Raw genomic sequence first — 26,741 nt, 5'->3', positions numbered from 1 at the left:
CGGTTTACCCAGTACTATTGAGCGATACGCCATCATTAGCACATGGTGATGCCGCTAGCTAGTCCAGAAAAATGTGTTATATAGCCCTACCGTTCGAATCGGGGCATATCGTGATCTCCCGGGCCCGAGACCGTGTGAGTTTCCCGGCGCGCTTTCAACTGGTCGCGGCGATGAACCCCTGCCCTTGCGGCTACATGGGCGAGCCCAGCGGGCGTTGCCGGTGTACACCGGAGCAGATCCAGCGCTATCGCAATAAACTGTCCGGGCCGTTGCTGGACCGGATTGATTTGCACCTGACTGTCGCGCGGGAGGCCACTGCCCTGAGCCCCACACAACAGGCGGGCGATACCACGGCCGATGCCTCGGTGCGGGTAGCGCAAGCACGCGAGCGTCAGCAGCGACGCCAGGGGTGTGCCAATGCTTTTCTGGACCTGCCGGGGCTGCGCCAGCACTGCAAGCTGCCAAAGGTCGACGAGGGTTGGCTGGAGACCGCCTGCGAGCGACTGACACTGTCACTGCGGGCGGCCCATCGGCTGCTGAAGGTGGCGCGCACCTTGGCGGACCTGGACCAGATGGAAGCCATCACCCGCGACCATCTGAAGGAGGCCCTGCAGTACCGCCCCACATCCGTGACTTGAGCCGTACGCAATATCAATGTGCGGGCTTGCTCGCTCTCACAATTTTATTGGCGGTGCCTCAGCGAAACCGATCCACCTCATGGCGCAAGCCTGCCGCCAAGGTCTCCAGTTCCTTGGCGGTAACCGCCAGGTTCGACACCACTTCACGCTGCTCGCTGTTGGCCAGCGCAATGCTCTGCAGGTTGCTGCTGAGCAAGGTCGCGGTGCTGCTCTGTTCCTGGGTGGCGGTGGTGATCGCCGCGAACTGCTGGCCGGCCGAGCGGCTTTGCTCGTCGATACGCGCCAGGGCCGAGGCCACGTCGGCGTTGCGCGACAGGCCTTCCTGCATCAGCGCATTGCCTTGCTCCATGGTGCTGATGGCGTTACCGGTTTCCTGCTGGATGCTCTGGATCATGCCGGAGATTTCATCGGTGGCCTGGCGGGTGCGCGAAGCCAGGTTGCGCACTTCGTCGGCGACCACGGCAAAACCACGACCTTGCTCACCGGCACGGGCGGCTTCGATGGCGGCGTTGAGCGCCAGCAGGTTGGTCTGTTCAGCGATGGCGGTAATCACCCCGACGATCCCGCCGATTTCCTGGGACCGCTGGCCCAGGGTGTTGATCACGGCAGCAGTGCTGTTCAGCGCGGTGGCGATATGCTCCAGGGACGATGACGCTTCTTGCATCGATGTGCGGCCAATACGGGTTTGCTGGGCATTCTCTTGAGCCAGGCGCTCGGTGTTGCCCATGTTGTCGGCGATATTCAGCGAGGTAGCACTGAACTCTTCCACCGCACCGGCCATGCTGGTGATCTCGCCGGACTGTTGCTCCATGCCTTCGTAGGCACCACCAGACAAGCCCGACAACGCCTGGGCGCGGCTGTTGACCTGTTCAGCGGCCGTACGAATATGCGACACCATGGTCGACAGCGCTTCGCCCATCTGGTTGAAACTGCGCGCCAACTGGCCGATTTCGTCATGGCTGGACACATTGAGACGCGCACCCAAATCGCCCGCGCCCAGGGCCTGAGCCTGGCGTACCAGCTCGCTCAATGGCGCCAGCTTGCTGCGCAACAGCCACACCGTGGCGCCCACTGCCAGCAACATCGCCAGCACGCTGCCGATCACCAGGCGGATGCCGACTTCCCAGGTCACGGCGCGAATCTCAGCCTTGGGCATGCTCGCTACCACCGCCCAAGGGCCGCCTTCGAACGGCACCGAGACGCTATAGAAATCTTCGTTCTTGTCGCTCCAGAAACGGCCTGCACCCGGCTTTTTCGCCAGGTCGAGCATCACGGCAATCGCCTGATCCGGCGCTTGCACGCCCGCCGGCGGCACCAGCCAGTGCTTTTGCTCATCCAGCAACGCGAGGGAGCCGGTCTGGCCGATGCGGAAGCGCTTGAGGTTTTCAAACTGGGCGTTCTGGGCATCGGTGTAATCGAAACCGATGAACAGCACGGCAATGACCTGGCCACTGCTGTCACGTACGGGGCTGTATTGGGTCATGTAGGAACGGTCGAACAACACGGCACGGCCGATGTAGGTCTGGCCGCTCACAACGCGCCGGTAGGCCGCGCCCTGACGGTCAAGCACGGTGCCAATGGCGCGATTGCCATCCTGCTTGGCCAGGGAGGTACTGACGCGGATAAAGTCCTCGCCGCTGCGCACGAACACCGTGGCCACGCCACCGGACATCTGCTTGAACTCATCCACTTCTTCGAAGTTGTTGTTCAGCACCTCGTTGCCCAGATAGAGGCTCGGCGTCTGCACGCCGGCCACGGCCACGGGTTGGTCCGCACGCACACTCAAGCCGGCGCCGAAGCGCTTTTCAAACAGCCCGCTCAAACGCTGGGTGCTTTCGCGCAAGGTGCTGTGGAAGGTGTTGAGTTGGTCGGCGAGCAAACGCGCCTCGCTGGCCAAGTGCTCCTCGCGGGTGGCGAGGTTGGCGGAGTCGAGGGTACGCAAGGCAAAGACCGTACTGCCGCTGATGACGACAGCGAGAATCACGGCGAGTGCGAGGCCTAACTGGGAGGCAATCCGGGCACGGGGTTGAGACATGACAGCTCCTGGCCGAGGCCAGGATCATCCTGATCTCATAGCGCTGCTCGGCAAATTATCTAGTGGGAAACGTTGATGCACGATGGTTCCAACCCCCTTCTTCGGCGGCATTTGGCAATACTTGAGCGAATCACAGGGGTATCCCGCAAACGATTGCACTAACAACTCGCCGCCACTCAATCGAGGCGTTCGACCTGGGGCAATTCCATCGCCTTGACTTCACCCTGAAGAAATTCCGCCAGCCGTCGCAAGCGCTCACCACCGGGGCGGGTTTTCGGCCACACCAGGTAATAACTTTCCCCACTGGCGACCGCCGTCGGCCATGGCAGGCTCAAGCGCCCCTGTGCCACGTCTTCGGCCACCATCAGTAAATCACCCATGGAGACGCCATAGCCTCGGGCGGCGGCGATCATGCCCAGCTCAAGCGTGTCGAACACTTGCCCGCCCTTGAGTGAAACCTGAGACGACAGCCCCATGCGCTGCAGCCAGTAACGCCAGTCGCGACGGTCCGGGGTTGGGTGCAGCAGTTCGGCGGTTGCCAACCGCGTCACGTCCCAGGGACCGTCGTCCAGCAGATTGGGCGCTCCCACCGGGATCAGCATTTCAGCAAACAGATAACTGGCCTCCCAGTCCGCCGGAAAGTGTCCGTTGCTGAGCAACACCGCGCAGTCGAACGGCTCTTGGTTGAAGTCCACTTCATCGATGCTCATCCACGCACTGGTGAGTTGCACCTCATTGCCTGGCTGCAAGGCGCGGAAGCGACTCAACCGCGCCAGCAGCCAGCGCATGGTCAAGGTGGACGGCGCCTTCATACGCAGGATGTCATCTTCGGCATTCAAGGTATGGCACGCACGCTCCAGGGCAGCGAAGCCTTCCCGTACGCCAGGCAGCAACAAACGCGCCGCTTCCGTGAGCTGCAATGTGCGACCGCTGCGCTGGAACAATCGGCAGGCAAAATAATCTTCGAGCGTGCGGATATGCCGGCTGATAGCACTTTGGGTAATCGACAATTCCTCAGCCGCGCGGGTAAAGGAGTGGTGGCGGGAGGCGGCTTCAAAGGCCCGCAAGGCGTAAAGAGGAGGAAGACGACGGGACATGCTGAAAGCTCCGACTGCGCAATCTGGAAACCCTACCAGAATCGCTCAAGCATGAGTTTTAATCATGCCAACGATCGCTTTTATCCTTTTGTGCAATGCGCTGAATGCGCCGAGAATCAACCCTTCCCCATCTTCCTGACCATTCGAGTGTGATGATCATGCAACATCCGGCACGTACCGAACTCTGGGCCATTCTGCGGCTGTCGGGGCCGTTGATTGCCTCACAGTTGGCGCACATGCTGATGGTGCTGACCGACACCCTGATGATGGCGCGCTTGAGCCCCGAGGCCCTGGCCGGCGGTGGCCTGGGCGCGGCGAGCTATTCGTTCGTGGCGATCTTCTGCATCGGCGTGATCGCGGCCGTGGGCACCCTGGTCGCCATTCGCCACGGCGCGGGCGATATCGACGGCGCCACCCGCCTCACCCAGGCCGGGCTGTGGCTGGCGTGGTTGATGGCCCTGGCGGCGGCGCTGCTGTTGTGGAACTTGAAGCCAGTACTGCTGATGTTCGGCCAGACCGAAACCAACGTGCAGGCGGCCGGGCAATTCCTGACGATCCTGCCCTTTGCCCTGCCCGGCTACCTGAGCTTCATGGCCCTGCGCGGCTTTACCAGCGCCATCGGCAAGGCCACTCCGGTGATGGTGATCAGCCTGTGCGGCACCGTGGTCAACTACCTGCTCAACCATGCGCTGATCGAAGGCATGTTCGGCCTGCCGAAACTGGGCCTGATGGGCATCGGCCTGGTGACCGCCATCGTCGCCAATGGCATGGCGCTGGCCTTGATGTGGTACATCCGCAGCAACCGCGCCTACGCCGCCTACCCGCTGGGCACCGGCCTGCTGCGCCTGAATACCCACTACCTGCGCGAGCTATGGCGCCTGGGCCTGCCGATTGGCGGCACCTATGCGGTAGAGGTCGGGTTGTTTGCCTTTGCGGCGTTGTGCATGGGCACCATGGGCAGCACGCAGTTGGCGGCACACCAGATCGCCCTGCAGATTGTGTCGGTGGCGTTCATGGTACCGGCGGGGATGTCCTACGCGGTGACCATGCGCATCGGCCAGCACTACGGCGCCGGGCAGTTGCTGATGGCACGCCTGGCCGGGCGAGTCGGCATAGGATTCGGCGCCATGGTGATGTTGGGATTCGCCGCAGTGCTGTGGCTGTTTTCCGACCCGCTGATAGGACTGTTCCTCGACCATGACGACCCGGCATTCCATGACGTTATCGTGCTGGCAGTGAGCCTGCTGGCCGTCGCCGCCTGGTTCGAATTGTTCGACGGCGTACAGACCATCGCCATGGGTTGTATCCGGGGCCTGAAGGACGCCAAGACCACCTTCCTGGTGGGGCTGGGTTGCTATTGGCTGATTGGTGCACCGTCGGCCTGGTTGATGGCGTTCACCCTGGGCTGGGGGCCAACCGGCGTCTGGTGGGGCCTGGCACTGGGCCTGGCGTGTGCGGCGGTGAGCCTGACCTGGGCGTTTGAGGCGAAGATGAAGCGGATGATTCGCCAGGAGCCGGATGCTCCTGTTGGTTTCAAAGCGGCACTGCCTGACTAGCGAGTGCACGCGGTTCATGTGGGAGCTGGCTTGCCTGCGATAGCAGTGTGTCAGGCTAATCATTTTTAGCTGAACGACCGCTATCGCAGGCAAGCCAGCTCCCACATTTGAACCACTTTGAAGGCTTAGCCCAACAGCGCCTGCTGGCTTTGCCCGAACATCAGGTATTCCACCAGTTCTGGCAGCGGCAACGGCTTGCTGATCAGGTAACCCTGGACCTGATCGCACCCAAACAAGCGCAAAAGCTCAAGCTGCTCGGGGGTTTCCACGCCTTCGGCGACCACTTCCAGGTTGAGGTTATGGGCCAGGTTGATCATGGCGTGCACCAGCTTGCGGTTTTCTTCGCGCTCTTCCATGCCGCCGACAAAGCTCTTGTCGATCTTCAACAAGGCAATCGGCAGGCTGTTGAGGTGCACAAACGATGAAAAACCGGTGCCGAAGTCATCCAGGGAAAACCGCACACCCAACCGGCCAAGGGCATCCATGGTCTGTTTGACCAGGTCGCTGCGGCGCATCACGGCGGTTTCGGTCAGTTCGAATTCCAGCCATTGCGCTTCCACGGCGCGCTCGGCAATCAGGCGGCTGAGGGTGGACAGCAACTGGCTGTCCTGAAACTGGCGAAACGACAGGTTGACCGCCATGTGTAGCGGCGGCAGGCCGCGTTCGCGCAGGTCTTGCATGTCGCGCAGGGCGCGGGAGATCACCCAGTAGCCCAATGGCACGATCAGGCCACTCTGTTCGGCCAGCGGCACGAATTCGCTGGGCGGCAACAAGCCGCGCTCGCCGTGACGCCAGCGCACCAGGGCTTCGAGGCCAACGATATGGCCGTCGTCCAGGTCCAGGCGCGGTTGGTAATGCAGCTCCAACTCATCGCGGCGCAAGGCCCGGCGCAGTTCACTTTCCAGGTCGGCCAGGCTGCGGGCGTTGCGGTTGATACGTTCATTGAAGATATGAAAGGTGCAGCCCTGGGTGCTTTTGGCCTGCTGCATGGCGATATGGGCGTGCCACATCAACGGGTCGGCGCCCGCACGGGCTCGGGCATGGGCCATGCCCAGGCTGCAACCGATCAACAGGCTTTCGCCATCTACCCAATAGGGTTCGGCCATCACTTCAGTGATGCGCTCGGCCATCCATTCGGCGCGCTGGGGCGCCCGGCGGGTATCAATCAACAAGGCAAACTCATCGCTGCCCAGGCGCGCCAGTTGGTCTCCGGCTTCGAGCTGGCTCTTGAGCCGTGACACCACTTGCAGGATCAACCGGTCGCCCGCCTGATGGCCGAGGGCATCGTTGGCGTGACGAAAGTTGTCCAGGTCCAGGTGACCGAGGGCCAGGCCACGGCCGTCGTTTTCCGCCAAGCGCGCGGCCAGCAAGGTCTGGAAACCCTGGCGGTTGGCAATACCGGTGAGCGGGTCTTGCTCGGCCAGGCGCTGCAAGGTGTTCTCCAGCACGCCGCGCTCGCGCACATGGCGCAGGCAGCGTCGCAATGTGTCGGCGTCCAATGCCTCCAGCACCAACCAATCGCTGACACCCAGCGGCGACACCAGCGGCTCCTGCTCCAGCAGCAATACACACGGCAAACTGCACCGGCCAGGGCCGGGCTGCAGGCTGGGCGTGGTCAATAACACAGCACCCTGGTCGTCATCGAACAGGCGGCTCACCGAGTCCCAGTTGGGCGCACTGATCAGCACAGCCCCTTCGCCCATCGGCGCCAGGCACTCGCGCAACAACGCTGCCCACTCGGGCTCATCGGCCAGCAGCAGCAAACGCAAGGGTTCGACAGGCGTAGACACGCTAACTCCCTAGACTCTGCAAAATTTCATTAGCGGTGCCATTATGACGTGCGGCCTGACAATGACAAAGGATGACAAATGATAGTTGTTATCAAATGCGCAGACTGTAAATAATCGTCTCGGATATTCCTCCACATCCTGCGGCAAAGTAGCAAAACCGGCAAATTTAGATCGAGTGGTACGTCACACCGTCGTTCTATGGCAGCAGAATCTTTCCAGCCTGTTAAAATGCCCGCCCTTTTGAACAACGACCCCTAAAATTCCGTATGTCCCGACTCAATCCCCGGCAGCAAGAAGCCGTGAACTACGTCGGCGGCCCTCTATTGGTGCTCGCCGGTGCAGGCTCCGGCAAGACCAGCGTGATCACCCGCAAGATCGCGCACTTGATCCAGAACTGCGGCATCCGCGCCCAGTACATCGTCGCCATGACCTTTACCAACAAGGCGGCGCGGGAAATGAAAGAACGCGTCGGCACCCTGCTCAAGGGTGGCGAAGGCCGTGGCCTCACCGTGTGTACCTTCCACAACCTGGGCCTGAACATCATCCGCAAGGAGCATGTGCGGCTGGGCTATAAGCCGGGCTTCTCGATCTTCGACGAGACCGACGTCAAGGCCTTGATGACCGACATCATGCAGAAGGAATACGCGGGCGACGACGGCGTCGACGAGATCAAGAACATGATCGGCGCCTGGAAAAACGACCTGATCCTGCCCGCCGAAGCCCTGGAAGCCGCGCGCAACCCCAAGGAACAGACCGCCGCCATCGTCTACACCCACTACCAGCGCACGCTCAAGGCGTTCAACGCGGTGGACTTCGACGACCTGATCCTGCTGCCGGTCAAGCTGTTCCAGGAGCACAAGGACATCCTGGAGAAATGGCAAAACAAGGTGCGCTACCTGTTGGTGGACGAATATCAAGACACCAACGCCAGCCAATACCTGCTGGTGAAGTTGCTGATCGGCACGCGCAACCAGTTCACCGTGGTAGGCGACGACGACCAGTCGATCTACGCCTGGCGCGGTGCCCGCCCGGAAAACCTGATGCTGCTCAAGGAAGATTACCCCTCCTTGAAAGTGGTGATGCTGGAGCAGAACTACCGCTCCACCAGCCGCATCCTGCGCTGCGCCAACGTGCTGATCTCCAATAACCCCCACGAGTTTGAAAAACAACTGTGGAGCGAGATGGGCCATGGCGACGAGATCCGTGTGATCCGCTGCCGCAACGAAGACGCCGAAGCTGAGCGCGTGGCCGTGGAAATCCTCAGCCTGCACTTGCGCACCGACCGGCCCTACAGCGACTTTGCGATCCTGTATCGCGGCAACTACCAGGCCAAGCTGATCGAGCTGAAATTGCAGCACCACCAGGTGCCGTATCGCCTTTCAGGCGGCAACAGCTTTTTCGGACGCCAGGAAGTCAAAGACCTGATGGCCTACTTCCGGCTGATCGTGAACCCGGACGACGACAACGCCTTCCTGCGCGTGATCAACGTGCCGCGCCGGGAAATCGGCTCCACGACCCTGGAAAAGCTCGGTAACTACGCCACCGAACGCAAGATCTCGATGTACGCCGCCACCGACGAAATCGGCCTGGGCGAACACCTGGACACGCGCTTCACTGATCGCCTGTCACGCTTCAAGCGCTTCATGGACAAGGTGCGCGAGCAGTGCGCCGGCGAAGACCCGATCAGCGCCCTGCGCAGCATGGTCATGGACATCGACTATGAAAACTGGCTGCGCACCAACAGTTCCAGCGACAAGGCCGCGGATTACCGCATGGGCAACGTCTGGTTCCTGATCGAAGCGCTGAAGAACACCCTGGAAAAAGACGAAGACGGCGAAATGACCGTCGAGGACGCCATCGGCAAGCTGGTGTTGCGCGACATGCTCGAGCGTCAGCAAGAAGAGGAAGACGGCGCCGAAGGCGTGCAGATGATGACCTTGCATGCGTCCAAGGGCCTGGAATTTCCCTACGTATTCATCATGGGCATGGAAGAGGAAATCCTCCCGCACCGCTCCAGCATCGAAGCCGACACCATCGAGGAAGAACGCCGCCTGGCCTACGTGGGCATTACCCGCGCACGTCAGACCCTGGCCTTCACCTTTGCTGCCAAGCGCAAGCAATACGGTGAAATCATCGATTGTGCCCCCAGCCGGTTTCTGGATGAACTACCGCCGGACGACCTGGCCTGGGAAGGCAATGACGACACCCCCACCGAGGTGAAGGCCGTTCGCGGCAACACCGCCTTGGCGGATATACGCGCGATGCTAAAGCGCTAGAATCGACTACTTTTTAATCTACTTTCGGCGCACAACGCGCCATTAGAGGAAGCTTTCCGTGGAAGCACTGCACAAGAAAATTCGCGAAGAAGGCATCGTGCTTTCCGATCAGGTCCTCAAGGTTGACGCCTTTTTGAACCACCAGATCGATCCGGCGCTGATGAAACTGATCGGCGACGAGTTCGCCGCACTGTTCAAGGATTCGGGCATCACCAAGATCGTCACCATCGAAGCCTCGGGCATTGCCCCGGCCATCATGACCGGGCTGAACCTGGGCGTGCCGGTAATCTTCGCCCGCAAGCAGCAATCCTTGACCCTCACGGAAAACCTGCTGTCGGCCACGGTGTATTCCTTCACCAAGAAAACCGAAAGCACCGTGGCGATCTCCCCGCGCCACCTGACCAGCAGCGACCGCGTGCTGGTGATCGACGACTTTTTGGCCAACGGCAAGGCGTCCCAGGCGCTGATCTCGATCATCAAGCAGGCCGGCGCGACCGTGGCCGGCCTGGGGATCGTGATCGAGAAGTCGTTCCAGGGCGGGCGGGCGGAGCTGGACGCCCAAGGTTATCGGGTTGAGTCGCTGGCGCGGGTGAAGTCGCTGGCCGGTGGTGTCGTGACTTTTATCGAGTAATCACTAACCAAATGTGGGAGCTGGCTTGCCTGCGATAGCGGTGTATCAGGCGACAGAGGTGTCGACTGAAAGACCCTCATCGCAGGCAAGCCAGCTCCCACATTAGGTTTTGCGTTGCGCTGTCAGTGGGTGGTGGCCTGCAGGCCCGCCAGCAGTAAGCGTTGATACAGGTCCTCCTTGATGCCCTCCGGCTTATCCAAGCGCATGCGCTGCAAATGCTTGGGAAATGCCTCAGGCTCCGGCGCGTCGAGTGCCGCCTTACCCAATTCCAGAATCTCGGTGAGCTTGAATTTGCTCTTGAGCCAGTTCAGCGCCCGCAACAAATCCCGCTCCTCATCCGTGAAGTCGCTGCCCAGGGGGTATTCCGGGAACAGGCGACGATGCTTGGCCTGAATGGCTTGGAGCCGCTCTGGTGTGTTGTCGGCGAAACGCGGATCCAGTTGGAAATCCTTGGGCAATTTGCCGGCCTTTTGCGCCTGTTCAATTAAGTCGTGCTGGAACCTGGAGTCGGTGATGTTCAGCAGCGCTTCGATCACCTTGGCATCCGTCTGACCGCGCAAGTCGGCAATGCCGTATTCGGTAATGACAATATCCCGCAGGTGCCGGGGAATGGTGCAGTGGCCATATTCCCAGACGATATTGGAACTGACCTCCCCCGCCGACTCACGCCAGCTGCGCAAAATCAGGATTGAGCGTGCGCCTTCCAGCGCATGCCCCTGGGCCACGAAATTGTATTGCCCGCCCACGCCACTGAGCACGCGACCGTCTTCCAGCTGATCGGCCACGCCAGCGCCGAGCAAGGTGACCATGATCGCGCTGTTGATAAACCGCGCATCCAGGCGCTGCAGGCGTTTGAGTTCTTCCTGACCGTACAGCTCGTTGATGTAGCTGATGCGGGTCATGTTGAATGCCTGGCGCTTGGCGTGGGGCATTTCCTGCAAGCGCTGGTAAAAACTGCGCGGCCCCAGGAAGAAACCGCCATGGATCGCCACGCCGTCGGGTTGCGCCGCGTCGTCCAGGGTGCCCGCGTTGGCCTGCGTCTGGGTCGCCACATCCGGGTAGACCTTGCGCCGCACAATCCCGGCATCGGCCAATACCAGCAGGCCGTTGACGAACATCTCGCTGCAACCGTAAAGCCCACGAGCAAACGGCTCAACGCCGCCTTCGCGGCTGATCAACGGCGCCCACTGGTACACATCCAGGTCAGTGAGCAACAGGCGATAGGCCTCGTTGTCGGCCTGGCGCGCCAGCAAGGCAGCGGTCAGCGCATCGCCCATGGAGCCGATACCAATCTGCAACGTACCGCCGTCACGCACCAGGGTGCTGGCATGCAGGCCGATAAAATGGTCCTGAAAGCCCACTGGCATGTTCGGCGTGGAGAACAACGTGGTGCTGTCTTTTTCATCCAGCAGGTAGTCAAACTCATCCATGCCCAACTCGGCATCGCCGGGCATGTAGGGCAAGTCGCTATGGACCTGGCCAACGACCAGGATGGTCTCCCCGGCCGCGCGCCGCTTGGCGATCATGGGCATCAGGTCGAGGGTGATATCCGGGTTGCAGCTCAGGCTCAGACGGTCGGGATGCTCGCTGCTACTGGCCACCAACTGCGCCACCAGGTTCAGGCCGGCGGCGTTGATGTCGCGGGCCGCATGGCTGTAGTTGCTGCTGACGTAATCCTGCTGCGCCGACGTGCTGTGCAGCAGGCTACCGGGTTGCATGAAAAACTGCTGCACCCGGATATTCTTCGGCAGGCTGCCCTTGTGCAGGTTGGCGAGAAAGTCTAGTTCGGGGTAGTCGCCAAACACCCGTTCGATAAAGGGTTCGAGAAAGCGTTTCTGCAAGCCATCCCCCATCGTCGGGCGACCCAGGCTCAACGCGGTGTAGATAGTCAGCGCCCGCTCCGGCAACTTGGCGATGCGCCGGTACAGCGCGTTGACGAACAGGTTGGGCTTGCCCAGCCCCAGCGGCATGCCCATGTGGATATGCGCCGGCAACCGCGCCAGTACGTCGTCAACTGCTTGCTCGATTGAACACAACTGCACCATCCGACTGCTCCCGAACATTCCATGAATTGGAGTTGGACCGAGCTTGCCGGGTCTTTGCTGCAATGAACAGCCTCAATACAGAAATTGCGGACACAAAAAAGCCGCTCGTAAGCGGCATTTTTGGCGAAGATCGACCGATTACAGCCCGGACATCTTCTTGATCGCACCCTTGAGGTCGTCGTCCGAGCAATCAGCGCAGGTGCCCTTGGGCGGCATGGCGTTGATACCGGTGATGGCCTTGGCCAGGATGCCATCGAGGCCACCTTGATGGTCGGCGCGTTCTTTCCATGCGGCGGTGTCGCCAATTTTCGGCGCACCCAAAAGGCCGCTGCCGTGGCAAGCGTTACAGTGCTTGGCGATGATCTCGTCCGCAGTTCTCGCACCGCCGCCGCTCGCTGCCACAGCCACTTCCATGCCCTTGCATTCCTGGCCCTGGACGCAAACCTGGCCCACAGGCTCCAGGCGCTTGGCAATGTCATCATTGGTCGCAGCTTGAGCGCTGACAGCCCATAGGGCCAGTACGGTTGCTGGTGCAGCCAGCATTTTCATAATTAGGTTCACGCGTTCACCCTCAATGGTGGCTATTCACGCCTGCGGCCACGGTTTCGCAGGCGGCGAAAGTATAACGGTTAGCCCGCCTGGCCGAAACAACCCTATTAAATAAAGGGAGATTCGGCCTCACGGTGTACAGCTGCGGGAACCTCTGCAACGCTGGCAGGGCGCCTCTATTCTTAAAAGTTCGCGGGGGTGGCTGCGCTGATTAGTCGCGCCGGCACGTCGAACGGATTGCGAAAACGATGGGGCCTGGTACTTTCAAAGTAGTAGCTATCGCCCGCCTCGAGCACAAAAGTTTCAAGACCGACCACCAACTCCAGGCGACCTTCCACCAGAATCCCGGTTTCCTCGCCTTCGTGGGTGAGCATTTCTTCGCCCGTGTCGGCACCTGGCGGGTAGATCTCGGTGAGAAACGCGATGGCCCGGCTCGGGCGCGCCCGCCCCACCAGTTTCATGGTGACGGCACCGTCGGAGATGTCGATCAGCTCATTGGCTTTATAGACGATCTGCGTCGGTATTTCCTGGAGGACTTCCTCGGAGAAGAACTCGACCATGGACATGGGGATACCGCCCAGCACCTTGCGCAGGGAGCTGATCGAGGGGCTGACGCTGTTTTTCTCGATCATCGAAATGGTGCTGTTGGTGACGCCCGCACGCTTGGCGAGCTCACGCTGGGAAAGACCTTTGAGTTTACGGATGGATTGCAGTCGTTCGCCGACGTCCAATGCAGGAGCCTCCTAGGATTCAGGCTTTGTTGTAATTGAGCGTTATCATGGCGACAGCGTTCAGTATTTACAACACTTGGGCCTAAATCCCGGCCTGCTCGGTTCGTTGCCGGCGGCTAAGCGCCGCAATAGAGCCTTGGCACTCGGCGCAGGTTGCAAAAAATCTGATAGGGGATGGTCTCGGCGGCGACGGCAACGTCACTGGCGAGGATGTGCTTGCCCCACAGTTCCACCGTGGAACCAAGGCCCGCTTGGGGCAAGTCGGTGAGGTCGACACACAGCATGTCCATGGACACGCGTCCCAGCAACCGGCTGCGCTGGCCAGCCACCAGCACCGGTGTGCCGGTCGGCGCATGGCGCGGGTAACCGTCGGCATAGCCCATGGCAACCACACCGACGCGCATCGGCTTGGGCGTAACGAACCTGGCGCCGTAGCCCACCGGCTCACCGGCTGGCAATTCGCGCACGCAGATCACTTTGGACTCCAGCGTCATCACCGGCTGCAAGCGCGCAGCGAGGGCCTGGTCCTCGCCAAAGGGCGTTGCGCCGTACAGCATGATGCCAGGGCGCACCCAGTCACTGGACACGCTTGGCCAGCCCAATACCGAGGGTGAGTTGCGCAGGCTGACTTCAGCCGCCAGCCCTTGGCGCGCCGCCTCGAAGACCGTTACTTGTTCGTTGCTGCTGACGCAATCGAGCTCATCGGCGCGGGCAAAATGGCTCATCAATACGATCTTCGCCACTTTGCCGCTGGCCAGCAGGCGCTGATACGCCTCCTGGTAATCCTTGGGATGCAGGCCCACACGGTGCATGCCCGAGTCCAGCTTGAGCCACACCGTCAGCGGTTTGCTCAGGCGCGCCTGTTCGATGGCTTCCAACTGCCACAACGAATGCACCACGCACCACAAATCCTGCTCGATGATCAGCGGCAACTCGTCGGCTTCGAAAAAACCTTCCAGCAGCAACACCGGCGCACGAATGCCGGCGGCGCGCAGTTCCAGCGCTTCCTCAATGCACGCCACGGCAAACCCGTCAGCTTCGGCTTCCAGCGCCTGGGCCACGGGCACCGCACCATGGCCGTAGGCATCGGCCTTGATCACGGCAAGGGCCTTGGCCCCGGTGACTTCTCGGGCCAGTTGGTAGTTATGGCGCAGGGCTTGGAGGTCGATCAGGGCACGGGCTGGACGCATGGCGGCAGGCTTCTAGGCAGCAAAAGTAAATAAAAAACCGGTGCCGACCAACAACCTCGGCACCGGGAGAGGGATGCTTGTTAAGGCAGCGCAGCCACGACAGACAGCTCTACCAGAATCTCGGGTTCGCACAGCTTGGCTTGCACCGTGGCGCGGGCTGGGGCGACACCTTTGGGCAGCCACTTGTCCCATACCGCGTTCATCAGGGCGAAGTCGGCGTCGATATCCTTCAGATAGATCGTCACCGACAGCAACTTGGTCTTGTCGGTACCGGCCAGGTCCAGCAAGCGCTCGATATTGACCAGGGTTTCACGGGTCTGCTGTTCAATCCCGGCGCTCATGTCGTCGCCGACTTGCCCTGCCAGGTACACGGTACCGCTGTGGACAACGATCTGGCTCATGCGCTCATTGGTGAGCTGGCGCTGGATTGACATGTTGTGCGGACTCCTGGTGGTTGCCATAACGGGAAATATCGAGACCTGCGGCGCTGATCTGTGGCGTTTTTTTCGCCATCAGATCGGCCAGCAAGCGACCCGAACCACAGGCCATGGTCCAACCGAGGGTACCGTGGCCGGTGTTCAGGAACAGGTTCTTGAACGGCGTGGCACCCACAATCGGTGTGCCGTCTGGGGTGGTCGGGCGCAGGCCGGTCCAGAAACTGGCTTGGGTCAGATCGCCGCCCTGAGGATAAAGGTCGTTGACGATCATCTCCAGGGTTTCACGTCGCCGCGGGTTCAGCGACAGGTCAAAACCGGCTATTTCAGCCATGCCACCGACGCGAATGCGGTTGTCGAAACGGGTGATCGCGACTTTGTAGGTCTCATCGAGAATGGTCGAGGTCGGCGCCATTGCCGGGTTGGTGATCGGCACAGTCAGCGAATAACCCTTGAGCGGGTACACCGGCGCCTTGATTCCCAACGGTTTGAGCAGCTGGGGCGAGTAACTGCCGAGGGCCAGGACATAGCGGTCGGCGGTTTCCAGCTTGCCGTCGATCAACACGCCGTTGATGCGGTCGCCTGCGTAGTCCAGGCGCTGGATGTCTTGTTCGAAGCGGAATTCCACGCCCAATTGTTTGCACATGTCGACCAGGCGCGTGGTGAACATCTGGCAATCGCCCGTCTGGTCGTTGGGCAGGCGCAGGGCCCCGGCGAGGATATCGGTGACGCTGGCCAGCGCCGGCTCAACCCGGGCAATGCCGGCACGGTCGAGCAATTCGAACGGCACACCGGACTCTTTCAGCACGGCGATGTCCTTGGCGGCGCCATCGAGCTGGGCCTGGGTGCGGAACAGCTGGGTGGTACCGAGGCTGCGGCCTTCGTAGGCAATGCCGGTCTCGGCGCGCAATTCGTCGAGGCAGTCGCGGCTGTACTCGGACAGGCGCACCATGCGCTCCTTGTTCACGGCATAGCGGCTGGCCGTGCAGTTGCGCAGCATCTGCGCCATCCACAGGTATTGGTCGATATCGGCGGTGGCCTTGATCGCCAGCGGCGCGTGGCGCTGAAGCAGCCATTTGATGGCCTTGAGTGGCACACCCGGTGCGGCCCATGGCGAGGCGTAGCCAGGGGACACCTGGCCGGCGTTGGCGAAACTGGTTTCCATGGCAGCGGCAGGCTGACGATCAACCACCACAACGTCGAAGCCGGCCCGCGCCAAATAGTAGGCACTGGTCACCCCAATGACGCCGCTACCCAAGACCAGAACACGCATTTTTATATCCTCATCGCGGGCTTGGCCGCTGACGTGTGTTATTCGAGCAATGATGGGCGCAGTGTAAAAAACAATCGGCAGTGCATTTCACTATATAAATGCCTATATTTGGCGACAATTCTTGGCAAAAACCCTTTTGACAGAGGCGTATCCCCTATGCGTACCAACACCCAGACCAAGCGGGAGCTGGACAAGATCGACCGCAATATCCTGCGCATCCTGCAAACCGACGGGCGCATCTCGTTCACGGAGCTGGGGGAAAAGGTCGGGCTGTCCACCACGCCCTGTACCGAGCGCGTGCGGCGCCTGGAGCGCGAAGGGATCATCATGGGCTACAACGCACGGCTCAATCCCCAGCATTTGAAGGGGAGTTTGCTGGTATTTGTCGAGATCAGCCTGGATTACAAGTCGGGTGACACCTTTGAAGAATTTCGTCGTGCGGTGCTGAAACTACCCCATGTGCTGGAGTGTCATCTGGTGTCAGGGGATTTCGACTACCTGGTGAAAGCGCGGATTTCCGAGATGGCGTCGTACCGCAAATTGCTGGGCGATATCCTGCTCAAACTTCCCCATGTGCGCGAATCCAAGAGCTATATCGTGATGGAAGAGGTGAAAGAGAGCCTGAACCTGCCGATTCCTGACTGAATTCAACCCCTGTAGGAGCGAGCTTGCTCGCGAAAAACCCGAGGGCGCCACGTTAAACCAGATGCGCTGCGTTATCGTTGACGGTCTTCGCGAGCAAGCTCGCTCCTACAGGATGATCGCGTCAGACCAGCACCTGCCGGGTGCTCGCCATGTACTCGTGAATCTGCTTCTCCACCCGCGGATGAATCAGCTCCACCGGCCGCCGGCCATTGGGGCACGGCAAGGTCTTGGTGGTGCCGAACAGGCGACAGATCAGCGGCCGCTCGTCATACACCGTGCAACCCTTGGGCCCCAGGTGCACGCAGTTCAGCTCGTCCATCGCCGCCTCTTGCTCGGCGGCGGTCTTGCGCGGCAGGCGCGACATTTCCTCGGGCGAGGTGGTCACCGGTCCACAGCAGTCGTGGCAACCCGGGACGCACTCGAACGAAGGAATCTGGCGACGCAGCGCGCTGATTTTCTGACTGTTGCAACTCATCGAAACCCATACCGAACGGCGAATAGACGTGGATTCTGACGCAAAACGCCCCGCGCAGACAGCGTCGTGCGACCACTGTATCCTGCGTCAAATTTTCCAGACAGGGAGGTTCCCCATGACCGCCAGCGCCCGGCACACCGCTTCCTACTATGCTGCCAGCAGCGTGCCGCAACCGGATTACCCGACGTTGATGGGTGAGGTAAACGCCGATGTCTGTGTGATCGGCGGGGGTTTCTCCGGTCTCAACACCGCCCTGGAATTGGCCGAGCGCGGCTTTCGCGTGGTGTTGCTGGAAGCGCGCAAGATCGGCTGGGGTGCCAGCGGGCGCAATGGCGGCCAGTTGATTCGCGGTGTCGGCCACGGGCTGAATCAGTTCACCCAGGTGATCGGCAGCGACGGCGTGCGCCAGATGAAGCTGATGGGCCTGGAAGCCGTGGAGATCGTGCGCGAGCGTGTGGAGCGCTTCCAGATCCCCTGTGACCTGACCTGGGGCTACTGCGACCTGGCCAACAAATCCCGCGACCTGCAAGGCCTGGCCGAAGATGCCGAAGAGCTGCACAGCCTGGGTTACCGCCACGAAGTGCGCCTGTTGCAAGCCAGCGAGATGGGCACGGTCATCGGCTCCGATCGCTATGTAGGCGGCATGATCGACATGGGTTCCGGACACCTGCACCCGCTGAACCTGGCACTGGGTGAGGCCGCCGTTGCCCAGCAGTTGGGCGTGGCGCTGTACGAGCAGTCCCAAGTGACCCGCATCGACTATGGCCCTGAGGTCAAGGTGCATACCGCCCAAGGCACTGTGCGCGCCAAAACCCTGGTACTGGCGTGCAACGCCTACCTGAACGGCCTCAACCCGCAACTGAGCGGCAAGGTGCTGCCCGCCGGCAGCTACATCATTGCCACCGAGCCCTTGAGCCAAGCGCAAGCCACCAGCCTGTTGCCGCAGAACATGGCCGTGTGTGACCAGCGGGTGACGGTGGATTACTTCCGCCTGTCCGCCGACCGTCGCCTGTTGTTCGGCGGCGCTTGCCACTACTCCGGTCGAGACCCCAAGGATATCGGCGCCTACATGCGGCCCAAAATGCTGCAGGTATTCCCCCAATTGGCTGACGTGAAAATCGACTACCAATGGGGCGGCATGATCGGCATCGGCGCCAACCGCCTGCCGCAGATTGGCCGCCTGGCCGATCAGCCCAACGTGTATTACGCCCAGGCCTATGCCGGCCATGGCCTCAACGCCACGCACCTGGCGGGCAAGCTGCTGGCCGAGGCCATCAGCGGCGAGCAACAGGGGCGCTTCGATCTGTTCGCCCAGGTGCCACACATCACCTTCCCCGGCGGCAAACACCTGCGTTCGCCGTTGCTGGCCCTGGGAATGCTCTGGCACCGCCTCAAAGAACTGCTCTGATCAATCGCGCCAGAAGGGTTTCAAACCCTCACGGCGCGCCTGCTCGGCGGTCAGCCCGATGTCGCGTAACTGCTCGCGGCTCAGGTCCAGCAGAGCCTTGCGCGTATGGCGACGGCGCCAGAACAGACTCCAGCGGCCAGGCGCCGAGGCAGTGATCACCTGCTCCTGCCCCGCTTCCAGTTCCTGACTGCGTAACGCCAGCCGTACATCGCTCATGCCGCTCATTTGACTGCCCTCATTGGCCTGTTGCCTTGAGTGACCAGCATGCGCGGGGCGGCCAGAACCATGACAGATTCAGCCAACTTTTATTAAACCCATACAGATACTGCCGCTGCGTGGCTGAATCCTGTATTTTGCCCCTATCTGTACTGGTCTCTCGGGAGTGAGCACCATGACCCTTTACGTCAACCTCGCCGAATTGCTCGGCACCCGCATTGAGCAGGGCTTCTATCGTCCGGGCGATCGGCTGCCTTCAGTGCGGGCCTTAAGTGTGGAACACGGGGTGAGCCTGAGCACCGTGCAGCAGGCGTATCGGTTGCTCGAAGACAACGGTCTGGCGATGCCCAAGCCCAAGTCGGGCTATTTTGTGCCGGTGGGCCGTGAACTGCCGGCGCTGCCCGAGATAGGCCGCCCGGCCCAACGCCCAGTGGAAATATCCCAGTGGGACCTGGTGCTGGAACTGATTCGTGCGGTGCCGCGCAAAGACGTCATACAGATGGGCCGGGGCATGCCAGATGTACTGTCGCCCACCTTGAAGCCTCTGCTGCGTAGCCTGGCCCGTGTCAGCCGGCGCCAGGACCTGCCGGGGCTGTATTACGACAACATCCTCGGCTGTATGGAACTGCGTGAGCAAATCGCCCGGCTGTCATTAGATTCTGGCTGCCAACTGAGCGCCGAAGACATCGTGATCACCACCGGTTGCCACGAAGCCCTCTCCGCCAGCATTCACGCCATTTGTGAGCCCGGCGATATCGTTGCGGTGGATTCGCCCAGCTTCCACGGCGCCATGCAGACCCTCAAGGGCCTGGGCATGAAAGCCCTGGAAATCCCCACCGACCCGCTCACCGGCATCAGCCTCGAAGCCCTGGAACTGGCGCTGGAACAGTGGCCGATCAAAGTCATCCAGCTCACCCCAAACTGCAACAACCCCTTGGGCTACATCATGCCGGAAGCGCGTAAACGCGCCTTGCTGACCCTGGCCCAGCGCTTTGACGTGGCGATTATCGAAGACGACGTGTATGGCGAACTGGCCTACAGCTACCCACGCCCGCGCACCATCAAATCCTTCGATGAAGACGGCCGTGTGCTGCTGTGCAGCTCGTTCTCCAAGACTCTGGCGCCCGGCCTGCGCATTGGTTGGGTCGCACCGGGACGCTACCTGGAACGGGTGCTGCACATGAAATACATCAGCACCGGTTCTACGGCCACGCAGCCGCAGATCGCCATTGCCGAATTCCTCAAAGGCGGCCATTTCGAGCCGCATTTACGCAGGATGCGCGCCCAATACCAACGTAATCGCGACCTGATGCTTGATTGGGTCAGCCGTTATTTCCCCGCTGGCACGCGCGCCAGCCGGCCCCAGGGCAGTTTTATGCTGTGGATCGAACTGCCTGAAGGGTTCGATACCTTGAAGCTCAACCGCGTGCTGGTGGAACAAGGCGTACAGGTGGCGGTAGGCAGTATTTTTTCTGCCTCCGGCAAATACCGTAATTGCTTGCGCATGAACTACGCTGCCAAGCCAACGGCGCAGATTGAAGAGGCCGTGCGCAAGGTGGGTGCAGCCGCTGGCAAGATGCTGGAAGAGACGGCGGACTGACCTTTCCCGAGCAAATGCCGTCATATGCCACAACCGCCCTGACCCGGAAGCAGTTTCCTTGATGATTCGACGGCTTTTACCGTTTTGCCTGCTAGGCGCCCTGGCCCTGGGCGGCTGCGCCACGGTCGACACCCCGCGCCTCCCCAGCGATGCTCTGCCCGCGCAGGACTCCTCGTTCGGTCGCTCGATCCAGGCCCAGGCCGCCCCCTACCAAGGGCGCTCAGGCTTTCGTTTACTGCCCAACAGCAGTGAAGCCTTCATGGCCCGCGCCGAGTTGATCCGCAACGCGCAGAGCAGCCTCGACTTGCAGTACTACATCGTGCACGACGGCATCAGCACACGCATGCTCGTGGACGAATTGCTCAAGGCCGCCGACCGCGGGGTGCGCGTGCGCATTCTGTTGGACGACACCACCAGCGATGGCCTCGACCAGATCATCGCCACCCTTGCCGCCCATCCCAAGGTGCAGATACGCCTGTTCAACCCGCTGCACCTAGGGCGCAGCACCGGCGTTACACGCGCCATGGGCCGAGTATTCAACCTGTCACTGCAACACCGGCGCATGCATAACAAACTGTGGCTGGCCGATAACAGCGTGGCCATCGTGGGCGGGCGCAACCTGGGCGACGAGTATTTCGACGCCGAACCCAACCTGAATTTCACCGATATCGACATGCTCAGCGTCGGGCCGGTGGCCGAGCAATTGGGTCACAGCTTCGACCAGTACTGGAACAGCGCCCTGAGCAAGCCGATCGATGACTTCGTCTCGAACAAACCCTCCAAGGTCGACCTCGCCATCGCCCGCGGGCGCCTTGAAGCCTCACTGGCCGAGTCCCGTCAGCAGAACCACGCGCTGTACAACCGCCTGCGTAGTTACCAGACCCAACCGCGCATGGACATCTGGCGCCGCGAGTTGATCTGGGCCTGGAACCAGGCGCTGTGGGACGCACCGAGCAAGGTACTGGCCAAGGCCGACCCCGACCCACAGCTGCTGCTGACCACTCAGCTGGCGCCAGAGCTGGCGGGGGTCAGCCATGAACTGATCATGATTTCGGCTTACTTCGTGCCGGGCCAACCTGGGCTGGTCTACCTCACAGGACGTGCCGATGCGGGTGTTTCGGTGCGCCTGCTGACCAACGCCCTCGAAGCCACCGACGTGCCAGCCGTGCACGGCGGTTACGCGCCGTATCGCAAGGCGTTGCTGGAGCACGGGGTGAAGCTCTATGAACTGCGCAGGCAACCCGGCGACCCCAGCGCAAGCAGCGGCCCACACCTGTTTCGGCATGGTAGCTGGCGCGGCTCGGACTCCAGCCTGCACAGCAAGGCGATGATTTTTGATCGAGAAAAGTCGTTTATCGGCTCATTCAATTTCGACCCGCGCTCAGTGTTGTGGAACACCGAAGTCGGCGTACTGGTGGACAGCCCCGAGCTGGCCGAGCACGTACGCAACCTGGCGCTGGAAGGTATGGCGCCGGCGTTGAGCTATGAGGCCAAACTGCAGGACGGCCAGGTGGTGTGGGTAACAGAAGACAACGGCCAGATGCACACCCTGACCCGCGAACCGGGCAGTTGGTGGCGGCGGTTCAACGCCTGGTTCGCCACCAGCGTCGGCCTGGAACGCATGCTCTAAAAACCCTGCAAATCACCTGTGGGAGCCCGGCTTGCCCGCGATAGCGGTGTACCAGGCGACACATAAGCGACTGACAAACCGTTATCGCAGGCAAGCCAGCTCCCACAATAGATTGCATTTCAAGGTCAGGCCGGCTGTGTAGCGCCGAATGCCCCTTGGCGCAGCAACAGCACCACCAACCCCAACGCCCCCGCCGCCATCAACAGCGGCAGCGCATGCCCGCTGATCCACTGGCTGCCCGCCCCCGCCACCAACGGCCCGATCAGGCAGCCAATGCCCCACAGCTGCGCCACATGAGCGTTGGCACGCACCAACGCATCGTCGCGGTAGCGCTCGCCAATCAAAATCAGCGACAAGGTGAACAACCCACCGGCACTCGCGCCGAACAGCACCCACACCGGCCAGATCAGCACGGTGTGCATCAATAACGGCACCGCCAGGCTCGACGCCAGCAACAGCAGCGCACAGGCCAGGAACAAGGTCCGTCGCGGCAGGTAGTCGGCCAACGCGCCAATAGGCAATTGCAGCAACGCATCGCCCACCACCACCGTACTGACCATCGCCAAGGCGATCTCGGCGGTAAAGCCCTGTTGCAGGCAGTACACCGGCAACAGCGTCAGAATCATCGCTTCGAACGCAGCAAACAACGCCACGGCCCAGGCAATCGCTGGCAGGCCCAGGCAAAAGCGCCACAGGTCGCCAAACGTCACGCTGAACGAATCCGCCGTCGGCGCCCCGGTACGCCCCAGCAACAACAGCGGCGCCACCACCAAAAGGCCCGCGCCGACCCAGAAACCGTAGTCATGGTCGGTGCCAATCAGGCCCAGCAGCAACGGTCCCGACAGCTGGCTCAAGGCATAACTGCAGCCGTAGAGCGCCACCAGTCGGCCACGCCACTGCTCGACCACCAGTTGGTTGATCCAGCTTTCGCCAAGGATGAAGACGATGGTCAGGATCACCCCAATCATCAGCCTAAGCACCAGCCACACCGGGTAGCTGGGCAGGATCGCCAGCAAGCCGATGGACACCGCACCGGCCCACAGGCACAGGCGCATCAGGTTGGCAGTGCCGAGCCAGGACGCCATGCGGCTGGAGACCTTGGCCCCCAGCAGCACGCCGAACGCCGGCATCGCCGCCATCACGCCAATGGCGAAACTGCCATAACCCCAGCCTTCAAGACGCAGGGATACCAACGGCATGCTGACACCCAGGGCCAGGCCAACGCTGAGTACCGAGGCCAGCACGGCGAAATAAGTCGCCCAACGCATTGCCACGCTCCTGTGGATAATTCTGGTTTGCAAAACGAACTGTAGGAGCGGACCTGTGTGGGAGCTGGCTTGCCTGCGATACAGACGCCTCGGTGTGTCAGCCACACCTCGGTGATGCTATCGCAGGCAAGCCAGCTCCCACACAAGCTCGCTCCTACAGGGGATCAGCGGTGTTGCTTAGAGCTTGATCCAGGTCGCTTTCAGTTCGGTGTACTTGTCGAACGCATGCAGCGACTTGTCACGACCATTACCCGACTGCTTGAAACCACCGAACGGTGCGGTCATGTCGCCGCCATCGTACTGGTTAACCCACACGCTACCGGCACGCAACGCCTTGGCCGTCAGGTGTGCCTTGGAGATATCCGCCGTCCACACCGCTGCAGCCAGGCCGTATTGGGTGTCGTTGGCGATGGCGATGGCTTCTTCGGCGCTGTCGAAAGTGATCACCGACAGGACCGGGCCAAAGATCTCTTCCTGGGCGATCTTCATGGCATTGGTCACGCCGTCGAAAATCGTCGGCTCGACGTAGGTGCCGCCGGACTCTTCGAGGGTGCGCTTGCCACCTGCGACCAGCTTGGCGCCGTCGGCGTGGCCGGCCTCAATGTACGAAAGCACGGTGTTCATCTGCTGCGTATCCACCAAGGCACCCACAGTGGTGGCTGGGTCCAGTGGATTGCCCGGCTTCCAGCCCTTGAGGGCCTCGATCACCAGCGGCAGGAAGGTGTCCTTGATGGAACGCTCGACCAGCAGGCGCGAGCCGGCGGTGCAGACTTCGCCCTGGTTGAAGGCAATGGCGCTGGCGGCGGATTCGGCGGCCGCCTGCAGGTTCGGCGCATCGGCAAACACGATGTTCGGGCTCTTGCCGCCAGCTTCCAGCCAGACACGCTTCATGTTTGATTCGCCGGAGCGGATCAACAGTTGCTTGGCAATCTTGGTGGAGCCCGTGAACACCAGGGTGTCGACGTCCATGTGCACCGCCAGGGCATTACCCACAGTGTGACCATAGCCAGGCAGCACGTTGAACACGCCTTTTGGAATACCGGCCTCTACGGCCAGCGCGGCAATGCGGATGGCAGTCAGCGGGGATTTTTCGGACGGCTTCAGGATGACAGAGTTACCGGTGGACAGCGCCGGGCCGAGTTTCCAGCAGGCCATCATCAGCGGGAAGTTCCACGGCACGATGGCGCCCACGACACCGACGGGCTCGCGGGTCACCAGGCCCAGTTGATCGTGAGGCGTGGCGGCGACTTCGTCGTAGATCTTGTCGATCGCCTCGCCGCTCCAGCTCAGGGCTTGCGCCGCGCCGGGGACGTCGATGTTCAGGGAGTCGCTGATGGGCTTGCCCATGTCCAGGGTTTCGAGCAGCGCCAGCTCTTCGGCGTTAGCCTTGAGCAGCGCGGCGAAACGGATCATGACGGACTTGCGCTTGGCCGGCGCCAGGCGCGACCACACGCCGGAATTGAAAGTGGCACGCGCATTTTCTACGGCGCGCTGGGCGTCGCTGGCATCACAGCTGGCGACAGTGGCCAGCAAGCGCCCATCCACCGGGCTGATGCATTCGAAGGTGTCGCCGGAAACGGCGGCGGTGTACTCGCCATTGATATAGGCGCGGCCTTCGATCTTCAGAGCCTTGGCGCGTTGTTCCCAGTCGGCACGGGTCAGGGTGGTCATGCGAGTGTCCTCCTCTTATTGAATACAAGGGCCTGGGAGGTTTATCCCGGCGCCATCACGAATGCTTGCCCGACCAGCCTGCTGTTCGGCTCAAGGCAGCTGCCACCCTAAACCAGCGGCTGGGGATGTTTCAATATATTTGACATAACAGTGGCAAACGCCCTTGCGATGTTCATTTTAATAAACATAGACTTTGGGCTCTCCAACCGCAGGCCAGACGGGAAATGCACATGAGCATCCAGGACATCGTCGATTTCAGCCAAGCCAACACCGCCCCCGAACGCTACCGCCCTGGCGCCGAGAAAATCCTCAAGGGCGATCCCGAGCAGACACTCTACAACCACTACAACAGCCCATGCGGCCAGATGAACGCCGGCGTCTGGGAAGGTGAAGTGGGCCAGTGGAAAGTCAACTACACCGAGCATGAGTACTGCGAGATCGTGCAAGGCGTGTCGGTGTTGCGCGATGCCGAGGGGAATGCCAAGACCCTGCGGGCGGGCGACCGCTTTGTGATCCCTGCCGGTTTCAGCGGTACCTGGGAAGTGCTGGAAGCGTGCCGCAAGATTTACGTGGTGTTTGAAGAGAAAGCCTGATCATTGATTGATCGACAGCGGGACGCTGAGCGTCCGAGACGGCATTCCCACGCAGAGCGTGGGAACGATCAGCAGAGCGTGGGAACGATCAGGCAAAAAAAAGCCCGCATCGTGAGATACGGGCTTTTTTTCACAAGGAAGAAAATCAATTACTTGATTTTGCCTTCTTTGTAGATCACGTGCTTGCGAACGCGCGGGTCGAACATTTTCTTTTCGAGCTTGTCCGGGGTAGTACGCTTGTTCTTGTCGGTAGTGTAGAAGTGACCAGTACCGGCGCTAGAGATCATTCGAATCAATTCACGCATGATAGAGCTCCTTAGATCTTGCCAGCGGCACGGATTTCGGCCAGCACGACAGTGATGCCACGCTTGTCGATAATACGCATGCCTTTAGCAGATACACGCAGGCGAACAAAACGTTTCTCTTCTTCAACCCAGAAGCGGTGATGCTGCAGGTTCGGCAGGAAACGACGACGGGTTTTGTTATTTGCGTGGGAAATGTTATTCCCAGTCACCGGACCCTTACCGGTAACTTGACAGACTCTCGACATGCCTCAGCCCTCTAAAACCACATGCCCAACCCGGCATGGGTTGGCCGCTTAATCTCTCAGTCATTTGGCGCCAGGCGCCGCGTTTCTTTAGGGTCTTACCGGCTACACCTACAGTGAAGGAACCGGGCCCCTAGAAAAGAGCGCTGCTTTATACCAGAAAGACCCCAGTGCAACAACAACCTGTGTACTTTTAGCAGCGTAAATCGTGACCACAAGCGCCTGAACCGCTGCCAGGATGGGCCGCTGTAACAGCCGACCGCTCGTCGCACAGAATGATTTACAACGCCTGCGGTCACAGGGAAGTGCACGGCGCAACACGCGCAGGCGCCATCAAAACAGCATTTTGGCCAAAAGCACAGGCAAAAATGGGCTAGTCATTTATCAATCAGACCTCTACGGTAGGCTTTTTCCAGACTGCACTCGCAGATGGGCCTTCGATC

Annotated in this window: 23 protein-coding genes and 2 pseudogenes; 9 read left to right on the top strand and 16 right to left on the bottom strand. The window is 61.0% G+C overall.

Annotated elements, in window-relative coordinates; translation table 11 throughout:
* Nucleotides 1–89 precede the first annotated feature (89 nt).
* Nucleotides 90–638 (top strand): annotated as a pseudogene (locus V8689_RS00835) (ATP-binding protein); the annotation flags it as partial.
* A 58-nt stretch (nt 639–696) separates the two neighbouring features.
* On the opposite strand, the gene V8689_RS00830 reads toward V8689_RS00835, so the two are convergent.
* The 3 genes and pseudogenes from V8689_RS00830 to V8689_RS00820 all read right to left on the bottom strand — a co-directional run bounded on the left by V8689_RS00830 (nt 697) and on the right by V8689_RS00820 (nt 3,770).
* Nucleotides 697–1,419 (bottom strand): methyl-accepting chemotaxis protein, encoded by a 723-nt coding sequence (locus V8689_RS00830; RefSeq protein ID WP_434520735.1) that lies wholly within the window; start codon nt 1,417–1,419, stop codon nt 697–699.
* A gap of 180 nt (nt 1,420–1,599) precedes the next feature.
* A pseudogene (locus V8689_RS00825) lies at nt 1,600–2,673 on the bottom strand (Cache 3/Cache 2 fusion domain-containing protein); the annotation flags it as partial.
* A 176-nt stretch (nt 2,674–2,849) separates the two neighbouring features.
* Nucleotides 2,850–3,770 (bottom strand): LysR substrate-binding domain-containing protein, encoded by a 921-nt coding sequence (locus V8689_RS00820; RefSeq protein ID WP_003195439.1) that lies wholly within the window; start codon nt 3,768–3,770, stop codon nt 2,850–2,852.
* A 152-nt stretch (nt 3,771–3,922) separates the two neighbouring features.
* Between V8689_RS00820 and V8689_RS00815 the strand changes: the two genes are divergently transcribed.
* The gene (locus tag V8689_RS00815) at nt 3,923–5,326 is read left to right on the top strand and encodes a NorM family multidrug efflux MATE transporter (RefSeq protein ID WP_056790964.1); all 1,404 of its coding nucleotides are present in this window, start codon (nt 3,923–3,925) and stop codon (nt 5,324–5,326) included.
* Nucleotides 5,327–5,451: 125 nt separating this feature from the next.
* On the opposite strand, the gene V8689_RS00810 is transcribed toward V8689_RS00815, so the two are convergent.
* The gene (locus V8689_RS00810) at nt 5,452–7,116 is read right to left on the bottom strand and encodes a putative bifunctional diguanylate cyclase/phosphodiesterase (RefSeq protein ID WP_056790961.1); all 1,665 of its coding nucleotides are present in this window, start codon (nt 7,114–7,116) and stop codon (nt 5,452–5,454) included.
* 266 nt (nt 7,117–7,382) lie between these two features.
* On the opposite strand from V8689_RS00810, the gene rep reads away from it, so the two are divergent.
* Complete coding sequence (rep, locus tag V8689_RS00805; RefSeq protein ID WP_003195444.1) at nt 7,383–9,392, top strand: DNA helicase Rep; 2,010 nt, start codon at nt 7,383–7,385, stop codon at nt 9,390–9,392.
* A gap of 58 nt (nt 9,393–9,450) precedes the next feature.
* Nucleotides 9,451–10,023, top strand: a complete 573-nt coding sequence (locus V8689_RS00800) for a xanthine phosphoribosyltransferase (RefSeq protein ID WP_003195447.1) — start codon at nt 9,451–9,453, stop codon at nt 10,021–10,023.
* Nucleotides 10,024–10,145: 122 nt separating this feature from the next.
* Here the strand turns inward: V8689_RS00800 and V8689_RS00795 are convergent, their stop codons facing one another.
* The 6 genes from V8689_RS00795 to dadA form a co-directional block, all read right to left on the bottom strand.
* Nucleotides 10,146–12,068 carry an acetyl-CoA hydrolase/transferase C-terminal domain-containing protein gene (locus V8689_RS00795; protein ID WP_056790958.1) on the bottom strand — a complete coding sequence of 641 codons (1,923 nt, stop codon included), beginning with the start codon at nt 12,066–12,068 and terminating at the stop codon, nt 10,146–10,148.
* Between the two features lie 138 nt (nt 12,069–12,206).
* Nucleotides 12,207–12,617 (bottom strand): c-type cytochrome, encoded by a 411-nt coding sequence (locus V8689_RS00790; protein ID WP_056790954.1) that lies wholly within the window; start codon nt 12,615–12,617, stop codon nt 12,207–12,209.
* 182 nt (nt 12,618–12,799) lie between these two features.
* Nucleotides 12,800–13,348 (bottom strand): cupin domain-containing protein, encoded by a 549-nt coding sequence (locus V8689_RS00785; RefSeq protein ID WP_032894548.1) that lies wholly within the window; start codon nt 13,346–13,348, stop codon nt 12,800–12,802.
* 116 nt (nt 13,349–13,464) lie between these two features.
* Complete coding sequence (gene alr / locus V8689_RS00780) at nt 13,465–14,538, bottom strand: alanine racemase (protein WP_032894547.1); 1,074 nt, start codon at nt 14,536–14,538, stop codon at nt 13,465–13,467.
* A gap of 80 nt (nt 14,539–14,618) precedes the next feature.
* Entirely contained in the window at nt 14,619–14,972 is a 354-nt protein-coding gene (locus V8689_RS00775) for a RidA family protein (RefSeq protein WP_056790950.1), read from the bottom strand.
* Nucleotides 14,944–16,245, bottom strand: coding sequence for a D-amino acid dehydrogenase (gene dadA, locus V8689_RS00770; RefSeq protein WP_056790946.1), 1,302 nt, complete (start codon nt 16,243–16,245; stop codon nt 14,944–14,946). The genes V8689_RS00775 and dadA overlap by 29 nt, the downstream gene beginning before the upstream one ends.
* Nucleotides 16,246–16,401: 156 nt before the next feature.
* Between dadA and V8689_RS00765 the strand changes: the two genes are divergently transcribed.
* Nucleotides 16,402–16,890: an Lrp/AsnC ligand binding domain-containing protein gene (locus tag V8689_RS00765; protein ID WP_003176896.1), complete on the top strand. Its 489-nt coding sequence runs from the start codon at nt 16,402–16,404 to the stop codon at nt 16,888–16,890.
* A gap of 121 nt (nt 16,891–17,011) precedes the next feature.
* Here the strand turns inward: V8689_RS00765 and V8689_RS00760 are convergent, their stop codons facing one another.
* Nucleotides 17,012–17,365: a YkgJ family cysteine cluster protein gene (locus V8689_RS00760; protein ID WP_003195461.1), complete on the bottom strand. Its 354-nt coding sequence runs from the start codon at nt 17,363–17,365 to the stop codon at nt 17,012–17,014.
* Nucleotides 17,366–17,480: 115 nt separating this feature from the next.
* Between V8689_RS00760 and V8689_RS00755 the strand changes: the two genes are divergently transcribed.
* On the top strand, nt 17,481–18,773 hold the full coding sequence (locus tag V8689_RS00755) for an NAD(P)/FAD-dependent oxidoreductase (RefSeq protein WP_056790941.1): 1,293 nt from the start codon (nt 17,481–17,483) through the stop codon (nt 18,771–18,773).
* On the opposite strand, the gene V8689_RS00750 is transcribed toward V8689_RS00755, so the two are convergent.
* Entirely contained in the window at nt 18,774–18,998 is a 225-nt protein-coding gene (locus V8689_RS00750; protein WP_056790938.1) for a DUF1127 domain-containing protein, read from the bottom strand.
* A 166-nt stretch (nt 18,999–19,164) separates the two neighbouring features.
* Between V8689_RS00750 and V8689_RS00745 the strand changes: the two genes are divergently transcribed.
* Both V8689_RS00745 and V8689_RS00740 read left to right on the top strand, forming a co-directional pair.
* Nucleotides 19,165–20,589 (top strand): PLP-dependent aminotransferase family protein, encoded by a 1,425-nt coding sequence (locus V8689_RS00745; RefSeq protein ID WP_056790935.1) that lies wholly within the window; start codon nt 19,165–19,167, stop codon nt 20,587–20,589.
* 61 nt (nt 20,590–20,650) lie between these two features.
* Entirely contained in the window at nt 20,651–22,219 is a 1,569-nt protein-coding gene (locus tag V8689_RS00740; RefSeq protein ID WP_056790932.1) for a phospholipase D family protein, read from the top strand.
* Nucleotides 22,220–22,344: 125 nt separating this feature from the next.
* Here the strand turns inward: V8689_RS00740 and V8689_RS00735 are convergent, their stop codons facing one another.
* Nucleotides 22,345–23,487: an MFS transporter gene (locus V8689_RS00735; RefSeq protein WP_056790929.1), complete on the bottom strand. Its 1,143-nt coding sequence runs from the start codon at nt 23,485–23,487 to the stop codon at nt 22,345–22,347.
* 177 nt (nt 23,488–23,664) lie between these two features.
* Nucleotides 23,665–25,158 carry an aldehyde dehydrogenase gene (locus V8689_RS00730; protein WP_003195472.1) on the bottom strand — a complete coding sequence of 498 codons (1,494 nt, stop codon included), beginning with the start codon at nt 25,156–25,158 and terminating at the stop codon, nt 23,665–23,667.
* Nucleotides 25,159–25,388: 230 nt separating this feature from the next.
* Here V8689_RS00730 and V8689_RS00725 point away from each other — a divergent pair, with 230 nt between their 5' ends.
* A complete protein-coding gene (locus V8689_RS00725; RefSeq protein ID WP_056790926.1) occupies nt 25,389–25,751 on the top strand; it encodes a cupin domain-containing protein in 363 nt (120 codons plus the stop codon).
* A 149-nt stretch (nt 25,752–25,900) separates the two neighbouring features.
* On the opposite strand, the gene rpmG is transcribed toward V8689_RS00725, so the two are convergent.
* Both rpmG and rpmB read right to left on the bottom strand, forming a co-directional pair.
* Nucleotides 25,901–26,056, bottom strand: coding sequence for a 50S ribosomal protein L33 (rpmG, locus tag V8689_RS00720; protein WP_003176906.1), 156 nt, complete (start codon nt 26,054–26,056; stop codon nt 25,901–25,903).
* A gap of 11 nt (nt 26,057–26,067) precedes the next feature.
* A complete protein-coding gene (rpmB, locus tag V8689_RS00715; protein ID WP_003176907.1) occupies nt 26,068–26,301 on the bottom strand; it encodes a 50S ribosomal protein L28 in 234 nt (77 codons plus the stop codon).
* Between the last annotated feature and the right edge of the window lie 440 nt (nt 26,302–26,741).

This window comes from Pseudomonas sp. AK181 (assembly GCF_051122975.1).
GTDB lineage: Bacteria > Pseudomonadota > Gammaproteobacteria > Pseudomonadales > Pseudomonadaceae > Aquipseudomonas > Aquipseudomonas lactis.
This window is presented reverse-complemented; position numbering and strand designations above follow the sequence as displayed.